The sequence below is a fragment of the Pseudoalteromonas sp. OFAV1 genome (assembly GCF_021532595.1).
In the GTDB taxonomy this organism is placed as follows: domain Bacteria; phylum Pseudomonadota; class Gammaproteobacteria; order Enterobacterales; family Alteromonadaceae; genus Pseudoalteromonas; species Pseudoalteromonas lipolytica_C.
Map to the genome: position 1 here is coordinate 166381 of NZ_JAKGBG010000005.1, position 9681 is coordinate 176061.

General features: G+C 40.5%; 10 protein-coding genes. All 10 read left to right on the plus strand.

The annotated features are described in order from the left end of the window. Window positions 1–156 precede the first annotated feature (156 nt). Window positions 157–468 carry a 50S ribosomal protein L21 gene (rplU, locus tag L1267_RS04940; RefSeq protein ID WP_036965957.1) on the plus strand — a complete coding sequence of 104 codons (312 nt, stop codon included), beginning with the start codon at window positions 157–159 and terminating at the stop codon, window positions 466–468. 16 nt (window positions 469–484) lie between these two features. Beyond that, complete coding sequence (gene rpmA / locus L1267_RS04945; protein ID WP_054551015.1) at window positions 485–742, plus strand: 50S ribosomal protein L27; 258 nt, start codon at window positions 485–487, stop codon at window positions 740–742. Window positions 743–896: 154 nt separating this feature from the next. Next, window positions 897–2045, plus strand: a complete 1149-nt coding sequence (gene cgtA / locus L1267_RS04950) for an Obg family GTPase CgtA (protein WP_235382248.1) — start codon at window positions 897–899, stop codon at window positions 2043–2045. A 227-nt stretch (window positions 2046–2272) separates the two neighbouring features. Further along, window positions 2273–2419 (plus strand): hypothetical protein, encoded by a 147-nt coding sequence (locus L1267_RS04955; RefSeq protein ID WP_235382249.1) that lies wholly within the window; start codon window positions 2273–2275, stop codon window positions 2417–2419. Between the two features lie 504 nt (window positions 2420–2923). Then, window positions 2924–4285, plus strand: a complete 1362-nt coding sequence (locus tag L1267_RS04960) for a site-specific integrase (protein ID WP_235382250.1) — start codon at window positions 2924–2926, stop codon at window positions 4283–4285. Continuing rightward, complete coding sequence (locus L1267_RS04965; protein WP_235382251.1) at window positions 4275–6110, plus strand: hypothetical protein; 1836 nt, start codon at window positions 4275–4277, stop codon at window positions 6108–6110. The genes L1267_RS04960 and L1267_RS04965 overlap by 11 nt, the downstream gene beginning before the upstream one ends. Continuing rightward, on the plus strand, window positions 6107–8080 hold the full coding sequence (locus tag L1267_RS04970) for a hypothetical protein (protein ID WP_235382252.1): 1974 nt from the start codon (window positions 6107–6109) through the stop codon (window positions 8078–8080). The genes L1267_RS04965 and L1267_RS04970 overlap by 4 nt, the downstream gene beginning before the upstream one ends. 1 nt (window position 8081) lies before the next feature. Continuing rightward, window positions 8082–8519 carry a hypothetical protein gene (locus L1267_RS04975; RefSeq protein WP_235382253.1) on the plus strand — a complete coding sequence of 146 codons (438 nt, stop codon included), beginning with the start codon at window positions 8082–8084 and terminating at the stop codon, window positions 8517–8519. 44 nt (window positions 8520–8563) lie between these two features. After that, window positions 8564–9046 (plus strand): HD domain-containing protein, encoded by a 483-nt coding sequence (locus L1267_RS04980; RefSeq protein ID WP_235382254.1) that lies wholly within the window; start codon window positions 8564–8566, stop codon window positions 9044–9046. Window positions 9047–9071: 25 nt separating this feature from the next. Further along, a complete protein-coding gene (locus L1267_RS04985) occupies window positions 9072–9425 on the plus strand; it encodes a helix-turn-helix domain-containing protein (RefSeq protein ID WP_235382255.1) in 354 nt (117 codons plus the stop codon). Window positions 9426–9681: the final 256 nt, after the last annotated feature.

Sequence of the window (9681 nt, forward strand, 5' to 3'; positions counted from 1 at the left end):
ATAAGGAAAAATATTGAATTGCTCTCAATGCAGCTATTTTTTATTCATTTTATAGCAAAAGAGGCTTGCTAGTTTTTGCGCATTAGCGTAAACTTCGCGCCCTATTGAAGAATATTTTAGTTGCGTCGATTTGAGGGCGCACAGACGGAGTTAATTATGTACGCGGTTTTCCAAAGTGGTGGTAAACAGCACCGTGTGACTGAAGGTCAAACAATTCGTCTTGAAAAATTAGACGTTGAAACTGGTGCAGCAGTTGAATTTGATTCAGTACTTTTAGTTGCTGATGGTGAGAAAATCGAGATCGGTGTACCGTTCGTAAACGGTGGTAAAGTAACAGCTGAGGTTGTTTCACACGGTCGCGGTGAGAAAGTGAAGATTGTTAAATTTAGACGTCGTAAGCATTCTCGTAAGCAAATGGGCCATCGTCAATGGTTCACTGAAGTTAAAATCACTGGCATTAGCGCTTAATTAGAGGTACTGAGAAATGGCACATAAAAAAGCAGCTGGTAGTACTCGTAACGGTCGCGATTCAGAAAGCAAACGCCTAGGTGTTAAGCGTTTTGGTGGCGAATCAGTTCTAGCGGGTAGCATCATTGTTCGTCAACGTGGTACTCGTTTCCACGCTGGCGCAAACGTAGGTATCGGTAAAGACCACACTATCTTCGCAAAAGCAGATGGTAAAGTTCAATTCGAACAGAAAGGTCCTTTAAACCGTAAATACGTAAATATCGTAGCTGAGTAATCATCTCGATATTTGAAAAACCCCGCCTTTGCGGGGTTTTTTGTTTTAAGGCAAATAATAAGGCGTATAAATATATATCTAAGCTAAGCCTGCAATCAGAAGGGCTTAGGTATATAATAGAGTTATTAACAAGCCAATCTTAAAGTGAGTAATCATGAAGTTTGTAGATGAAGTAGAAATTCGTTGTGACGCGGGTGATGGCGGCAGCGGTGTCGTATCTTTCCGACGTGAAAAATATGTACCAGACGGCGGTCCTGATGGCGGCGATGGCGGCGATGGCGGCAGCGTTTATCTACAAGCCGATGAAAACTTAAATACCTTAATTGACTATCAATTTGAGCGTTTTCATAAAGCAGAGCGCGGCACAAATGGCCAAAGCCGTAACATGACAGGTAAAAAGGGCGCTGATTTGACGCTTAAAGTACCTGTAGGTACGCGTATCACTGACGTTGACACTGAAGAGTCACTAGGTGATTTAACTAAACATGGTCAAAAAATTGTAGTTGCGAAAGGTGGTTTCCATGGCTTGGGAAATGCACGTTTTAAATCAAGTACTAACCGCGCACCACGTCAAAAGACACTAGGTACACCTGGTGAAGTTCGCAGCCTACGTTTAGAGTTAATGTTACTTGCAGATGTTGGCTTACTTGGCTTACCAAATGCCGGAAAATCAACGTTTATTCGCAGTGTTTCAGCAGCGAAACCAAAAGTGGCGGATTATCCGTTTACGACGCTAATTCCTAACTTAGGCGTGGTTCGTCCTGATGCAAATAAATCATTTGTGATTGCTGATATTCCAGGTCTTATTGAAGGGGCTTCAGAAGGTGCAGGCCTTGGTATTCGCTTCTTAAAGCACTTAGAGCGTTGTCGTGTATTACTACACATTATTGATATTATGCCAGTTGATGGCACTAACCCTGTGGATAATGCCTTTGCAATTATTAACGAGCTGCACCAATACAGCCCTAAACTTGCAGAAAAGCCGCGTTGGTTAGTTTTCAATAAGATTGATTTATTGCCGGAAGATGAAGCTGAAGCGCTATGTAATGAGATTGCTCAAGAGCTAGGTGAAGAAACTAATGTTTACCGCATCTCTGCAGCAAATAAGCAAAATACCCAAGCATTATGTCATGACATCATGGCGCTGCTTGATAGTATGCCGAAAGAAAAATTCGCTGAAGAAGAGAAAGAAGAAGTTGAATTTAAGTGGGATACTTACCATCAGAAAGCAACATCTCAAGACGATGATGATTGGGATGACGACTGGGACGATCACCCTAACGTTATTTACACTAAAGAGTAACTATACACTTTTTAAGTTGTGAAACTTAATTCGGGTTTAGTGATGTTAGTGTGGGGGCTTTTGCTTACTTATTATCTAATTATCATTCTGTTACAGGGAGCTTTGGCTTCCTGTTTACATAATTACACTCAATACATTAATTGTTAAAGAGACAATCGATATAAGTAGTTGTTGTTATATAAATCTGCATATACTGTATGTAAAATAAAGAGTGCTGAGAAATTAACATGGAAGTTAATAAGAAGTTTGAAATTCAAGTTCAAAAGGATCATCTGTCAAAGGTCGCATCAGGGAAGCCAAAAGCTGGCTTAATTGAATTAATTTGGAATGCTCTTGATGCAGATGCCAATAAGTCAAAGTTTTGTCTTCAATAGCTGTAATGAAAAGTTTTGTTGATAAATAAAATTAATCGTCATATTATTAATTCTAGTATATAGAGATACACTTACAACCTTCCGAATCGAGACTTATGTTTAACCAAGTATTAACCTTGGCGGCATGAGTTTTGTCCGCCAGTATGAAAGGCGGATTCAATGTTTACACCCAAATCACAAAAAAAATTGCACTATCAGGCTGTGTGGCTCGAAGAATTGTTTGCCTTTTTACATTTTGGGGACTCGTCACAGCCAAATTTTGTTGCTTTCTATTCATTCACTCGACTTTTAACGATTTCAGAGTGATTGTATATGAAAGTTTACTATGAAATAAAAACAACAGAAATTAAACCTTACACGTATCGGACCCCCTTAGTTTCAGTTGATGAACACGGGGAGCTTTCTGTTGAGTATTCCAAGCAATCACCTACCTATATAAAAAGAGTTACTTTATTAAACCTTGTTGGTCGCGACGAGTCAGGCAAAGTCACTTCTTATGAGCCGATGGATTATGTAAATAGATTCCTCTTAGCTCACCACATAGACGAAGATAAACAAGAATCAGATCAGTACAGTAAAGGCTTAGTTCACTTTTTTTCTTTTTTAATTGCTTCACAAGAACTTTGGGATGAAGGATATGACGAAGACTTTTACGACGAGTTAGTCGATCTACCTAGACCTAGATGGGATTGGTTTCCACCGACAAAAAGTAAAAAAATCACTTATCAGTACCGTGTAGCATTAAAAAAAGCGGTGTTAGATGAAAGTGATCCAAGCCGTCGCATAGCTAGAACGACTGCAACAGCCTATATGAACGCCGTTACGAAATTTTACTCATTTCACCTGCGTAGTGGTTACGAGTTTAATAATAAACCGTTCGAGCATGAAGTTATCCCACTCCACTTCACAGCAGGTGGCACAAGCATGCAGGCTTATATGGCTATTGATATCCACACGACAGACTTACGTTTGAATTTTGGTAAATCTAAGAAAAACGACGGCGGCGCTTTACCTTCTTCACGTCGAGACTTGCGCCCTTTAGCAAATAGCGAATGGAAGCAAGTTGAAAAAATTCTGACGGATACACAAAAAGTTGTTAAGAACGTCGGAGGTGAATTGAAGTTGGTGTCGCTGCCCATTGAGTTTTGTTTATTTTTCCTTGTGTCGCGTTATACAGGTTTACGAAAAGAAGAGGTAGCAAGCCTTCATCTAGGTCAAATTGTTCCCCCCGATCTTACAAAACCCCTAATGCGTATCGGTGTTGGCGGTGAGTACGGTTCGCTTACAAAGACTAAAGGTGGCGGTAATAAATCACGTCGCACTATTATCCCAACTCGCACTATGCGCCTGCTATACAACTACAGTCGAAGTGACCGTTATCAGAAGCGCTTAGCAAAATTTAAAGCTCTTTGTGAGGTAAAACGAGTTGAGGGTAATAAGGCGTTCTTCGCTGCGGAAGATAGTATTCACGAGAACAAAAAATATCTGTTTATCAGTCAAACGGGTGTACCGCTTTTCACAAAACCCACAGAAGCGAACACTCGTTGGAATGAAGTACGTGCAACCGTAGAGAAGAAAACAGGTCGTAAAATTAAAGGAACCATACATAACTTACGTTCTACCTTCGCTGTCACCCTGTTCAGAACTTTATTACGCAAGACAACGTCAGATATTGCGCTTGCGCAGGTTTCAGAATGCTTAGGCCATGAAGAAGAAGCTACGACGCTAATGTACTTAAAAATCGCTCAGGATGAGCCTACAGGCGATGAAATCTACGAGGACGTTTTAGATTACTTAGGTGTGTTTGATTGCATTGATGTAGACGATAGTGACCTGACACACGGTGAGATGAACGATGAGCAATAAACGTAAATCATTACTTCCCTCGAAAGAGATGGTCGCGCCAAAGGCGACGGTTGAGCCACTTCGAATTGAGGATATGGTGATTAAGGTACAAGGGACAGGATGTGGTTATTTTAAGCGTTTGAAATACAAAGGATGCCCAGCGATAAGTGTTAAGGGGCAAGAATTTAAAACAGGACAGGAATTGATTGATGCTGGTCGGGATGATTTTGTTCGTGAGTGTTACCGACTAATGAGCGAAAACGTGAACCGTACCACGTTAGGTCATTTTTATGGATTAACACATTATCTTAAGTGGATAGATGCTACAAACCAGCAGGTTCCCAAAGACGGTTACCTAGCCATCGAGCTAATCGACACCTACATGGGGTGGTGCCAGCAGCAAAATAAGTTAGGGAGTATGTCGATACCTAACTATAGGGAACGAAAAAGTGTTATTTCATGGCTCCTAAGACAAACCAATCATAGCCAAGAGGCTGCACGGCTGCCGACTATAAAGGGGGTGAGAGCTTCAATGCAACACCACAAGGCTTTGGATTTAGAAAGTGAGCTTAAACCTACGGTTAAAGCGCTTTTTAGGGCATATAACGTTCTATTAAAACACTTTAATGAAAAGACAACGCCTGATCTGCATCCTTTGTATGATGAAGAGCTAGTTGAAAAAGAAGCTACCAAACGTAAGCTAAAAGGTCGTACTCTTGCAGGCTATAGAGGTGTATTCAAAAAGGCTCTATGCCAAGTACACCCCAATAACATTATCACTAAAGTTGCCATGATGCTGACTTATATGTTCACAGGTATGAATACTAAGCCATTGGCTGGAATGCGAATCGCTGATGTATCGTTTAAAGAGGTGCAAGGCGGTAACTTTATTTTAAATTCGGTTAAGGGGCGCGCAGGCTACCAAGAGCAAGATAACGCAATGGGGTTCAGTACACATGCGAAAAGATTTATTGAGTCTTGGCTTAATGTGGCAAAAATCATGGCAGAGGGTGATGAGGAAGCATACTTGTTCCCTTATTTCACTAAAGACAATGAGGTTGTTTCATATAATCAAACCCAAGGGAAAGCATATCGAACAATAAACGGCCTATTAGCACGCATGGGGCTAACAGAAATAACCCCTTCTAAACTTAGAAAAACCAAGTCGGATACATTATACCGTGTTACCGAGTCAGTGTACCTCGTTGCTATGAGCAATAATAACTCAATGGAAGTAACAGCACGGACGTACATTCACGGAACTACAAAAGAACATGCGAAGAACTTAAGCGCGGCTATGAGCGCCAAACTATCAATAGTGAGAGGTCAGGATGTTAACGAAGCCGTTGAGGAAGCGAAGTTTTACCATGGTGATATTTTAGATGATTACGAGTATCAAAGGTTGAGAAAGGGTGAAGACCGAACGCATGAGGCACGAACCCCTACTGGAACTCGATGCAACGATAACCGTAAAGGAGCAGCATCTCTTATCAATAAATCTTTAAAGAAGGCAGGGGTTATTACAGACAAGCATGAAGAAGTTTGTACTGATTTTTTACAGTGCTTTAGTTGTGACGAGCATGCGTTTGTAACTGATGTCGATGATATATGGCTAATGCTGAGCTTCAAAGAAACACTGAAACAGTTGCTACAAACGCCCTCTATAAATTCAATGCCTGAGCGCAAGTATACAGACCTCTTGCAAACAATAACTAGTGTTTTAGAAGGCTTTCAAGAGAAAAATAAAGCTAACTACAACCAAGCCCTTGAAGTGTCGAAAGAGAAGCCACACCCGCTATATTCAAATGTGTATAGCCTAAACGACCTGTTGGAGATATTCGGATGAACAGCTCAACTCAAATGAGATTAAACGTTGTACCTAGTTATAATGAGAATTACGTGGTAACGAAACATCCAGACGAAGCGCCTCTGAGTCGTGTGTTTGACCTACTGTGGGATTTCTCAGGGCAAGAAAAAACTCGGGTTAATGGCGGCTCAGTTATTTCTTTTAAAGCGGTTGATGAAGCCTTCCGAGCAGATATTCAATCAACACTGGCCTTTTTAAGTAAAATGTACAAAGAGCTAGAAGGAGAGCTAGCTTCTCTAAGTCAAGTAATGAGCTGGAAGCTTGGGCTGTCGCATATCATGCTTGTCAATAAAAATGCTGACTGGGCAAGCTTTTCAGATGATCGCGTATACAAGATATTTAAAGTGAAACTGAAAAAACACATACAAGAATCAAAACTCAGTGAAACCACTGCCAACAATATAATAACCGTACTAAATCTATTTAATAAGTCGGGTTTGTGCGTAATAAAGGTGAATGGCCTTGAAATTACAGGTTGGGTGGTAAAAGAGGTTGAGCAGCATATTGCAATCCCGATTAGCATGTACCAACGCATTATTGCCTCTGCACTTGAAACAGTGGAAACCTACCACCCATATCGTTACATTATGAACGATGCGCAAGCAGAGCTTGAGAAAATCTATCTTGAAGAAAATGAGCGTCGCGATGCAACTCGTCCTGTGTATACATTCAACAATAGAATTAACTCTCGAATTATGGCGCTATCAAATGGTATCCCAAATTTTAGATTGACACGGGACGGGCGCGAGTTAGGTAGGATACAGCTTTCATGTGCGATAGTTTGTCTCGCGTTCAGTGGTGTGCGCTTTGGTGAACTAGCGAGTATGAACAAAGATAGTTATAAGGAAATAGGGGGAAATAAAATCCCCACACTTCGTGGAGAAGAAACGAAAAGAAACGGGCAGGTCATTCAAGAAACATGGCAGACAAGTGAAGTGGCGAAAGACGCGCTAGAGTTGGCGCACGACATGACGCAGTTTTTACGCGATACCTACGAAGAGAAGAATAATGACGACCTAAGAGGTGGGCTAGTAAGCACCCAAGTATACGCCCATCGTGCAAGGCAAATTACCAGTGCATTTTTAAGTCTTAAAGCATCAGCAGTTAAGTCGAACTATTGCATACAGGATATGAGTAGAAAATTTAATAGTTTTATACAAAGCTCAGGCTTTTTAGCGACGCAAGCCGATGTGGAAGAGTTTAACCGTCTTAATCCAAGCCGTGAGGGGCAATTGAAGATAGGTGGAACTCTACCTAAGCTCACAGCACATGACTTTCGTCGTAGCTTCGCGGTATTCTTCAAGCGCTATGGTTTTGGCTCAGCTACAACTATTAAGTTCCAGTACAAACATAGCAACCTTCAAATGTCCAACTACTACGCAAACAACGCTAGTTTACAGGCTATGGAAGATGTATTGATGGATCACGAACTGCTTGAAAAGATGAACAAAGAAGGTATCGAAATGGGTGTCGACATCTTCGATGACATCTTCAACAAATCGGAAACTTTGAGTGGTGCTGGCGGTGAGCGTATAGCAGAAGATAAGTTTAAGCAGTTGCAAGATGGGCATAAGGTTTACATGAGCCGTGAAGAGATCAAAGCTTTGGTAAGTAACGGCACGCTCTCAGTTGTAAAACTTCCTACAGGCGGTTACTGCATGAATACTAAGTGTAGCCGCGTATGTGGTATTGGTCAGTTTGCGGGTGAGATAAAACCATGTGAGCACCAAGTAGTAACAGACAAAGAAGCTAAGGTAATTCTTCGCCAGAATAAGCGACTTATTCAAAGCTTTAGAGATATGAATACAGGTGACCCTATGATGAATAGTATACTGATAGGCATGAAGCAGAAGATCTTGCGTAATGAATTGACTATCAAAAAACATAACTTGAGATATGAAGAGTTTTACGACGTTGTTAAAGGTGTTATGGATATAAAAGAGGTATAAGATGGTTTCACGAAATACCACGCAGGCTCGTTTAGAAGCTGCGTTAAAACGTCTATTAGATGGCAAACCTGAGCGTGTGAGAAAAGCAGGTAAATTAAGCTTAAACCGAATCAATAATGAGGCTGGTTTAGGGCATAGCTACATTCATAAATTTGAAGATTTCGTTGAGCGTGCTAAGCCTTTAATCAAAGAGTTCAATCAGAGCTATGATTCAGTACTTGATGTATCGGCTAATGATAAAAATAGCTTAACGGCAGTTGAAGTTTTAAAGTGTAAGTTAAAAAAAGAACGTGAATTAAAGGAAAAGTACCGGAAGGAACGTGATGACGCGATTGTTGCTTTAAAAGAAATTGAAAAGCTTAATAGTACCCTGATGTTCCGAGTTTATGAGCTGCAAGATATTGCACGAATTAATGATTTGGTATATCTCTCTAGGTGATACATTTTTGAATGAAAAGACTTGAACTATTATCAGGCTCCCTTTTGTTAGCCGCAACATACCATTCAAATCAGCGAAGAAAGTCTGATGCTACTCCTTATATTAATCACATACTTGAAGTCGTTGATTTATTGATAGATGTTGGGAAAGTTAGTGATGTTCATGAGTTATGTGCTGCGGCACTCCATGACAGCATTGAAGATACTAATATTACACGAAAGATGATTGCAAGAAAGTTTGGTAGCGAAGTTATCGACTTAGTAAACGCTTTAACAGATGACAAGAAGTTAACACTAATAGAACGAAGAGCTGCTGCCCTTAATAAGCTCTCAGTTGCCCCTAACTCTGTTAAACGTATAAAGCTAGCTGATATCTGTTCGAATGCTACAGCTATACCTGATGGATGGACGGCTGAGCGACTGAATGAATATTATAATTGGCTAGATGATGTTGCTAAAAAATGTCGTCCAGCAAGTGAAGCCCTTTATCTCGAATATTTATCAAGGAGAAGGAGCACCTACAATTAAGTGTATTAACCTTTAGGAGGCGAATATGCCCAAAAAGACTAATTTAAGTTTTATAAAAGTGGTACAGAGCAAACCATTAGCTATGCTCAAGTATAAGAAGCGTCCTGATATAGGTTTCAGGAAACACCCTTCAAATTTTTTCAAGCGAAACTGCTCAAAGCAAATGGATGGCATGACGAACGAAGAAATAGCCCTTCGTTTAGGTATCTCGTCAAGACTATTATCAAACTTCCTTAATGAAAAGGTTGATATAAAGCCTTATTTAGCAGCTAAGTTAGCCAAAGCAACAGCTGTAGGTCTGGGAACGTGGTTGGAGCTTCAACGGCAGTATGATTTGTACATAAATAACCGCATTGAGACTGAAAATTTAAAAAAATAGTTGTTTATTATTACATATAAAAAGTTAATTATACTAGTTAGCCCAATTGAACTGACAGATTCGAGTAATGGGTTCTAATCTGACAGTCGTAATAGTGCCAGAAGCTGATCTTCAGCCATAACCCGTTTTTGTCGGATAGACGACACCTGTTACCAAGTGTCGCCCTCCTAAGAACCGTACGTGCAACTTTCACTGCATACGGCTCAAGCCTTCACGAAGGCACCTAATTGGTACCCAGCAACTTATAAAGCAGCGA

What these genes read in the sequence shown, in the direction of transcription:
- rplU (WP_036965957.1), top strand. Translation starts at nt 157, where the DNA reads ATGTACGCGGTTTTCCAAAGTGGTGGTAAACAGCACCGTGTGACTGAA.
- rpmA (WP_054551015.1), top strand. Translation starts at nt 485, where the DNA reads ATGGCACATAAAAAAGCAGCTGGTAGTACTCGTAACGGTCGCGATTCA.
- cgtA (WP_235382248.1), top strand. Translation starts at nt 897, where the DNA reads ATGAAGTTTGTAGATGAAGTAGAAATTCGTTGTGACGCGGGTGATGGC.
- L1267_RS04955 (WP_235382249.1), top strand. Translation starts at nt 2,273, where the DNA reads ATGGAAGTTAATAAGAAGTTTGAAATTCAAGTTCAAAAGGATCATCTG.
- L1267_RS04960 (WP_235382250.1), top strand. Translation starts at nt 2,924, where the DNA reads ATGGATTATGTAAATAGATTCCTCTTAGCTCACCACATAGACGAAGAT.
- L1267_RS04965 (WP_235382251.1), top strand. Translation starts at nt 4,275, where the DNA reads ATGAGCAATAAACGTAAATCATTACTTCCCTCGAAAGAGATGGTCGCG.
- L1267_RS04970 (WP_235382252.1), top strand. Translation starts at nt 6,107, where the DNA reads ATGAACAGCTCAACTCAAATGAGATTAAACGTTGTACCTAGTTATAAT.
- L1267_RS04975 (WP_235382253.1), top strand. Translation starts at nt 8,082, where the DNA reads ATGGTTTCACGAAATACCACGCAGGCTCGTTTAGAAGCTGCGTTAAAA.
- L1267_RS04985 (WP_235382255.1), top strand. Translation starts at nt 9,072, where the DNA reads ATGCCCAAAAAGACTAATTTAAGTTTTATAAAAGTGGTACAGAGCAAA.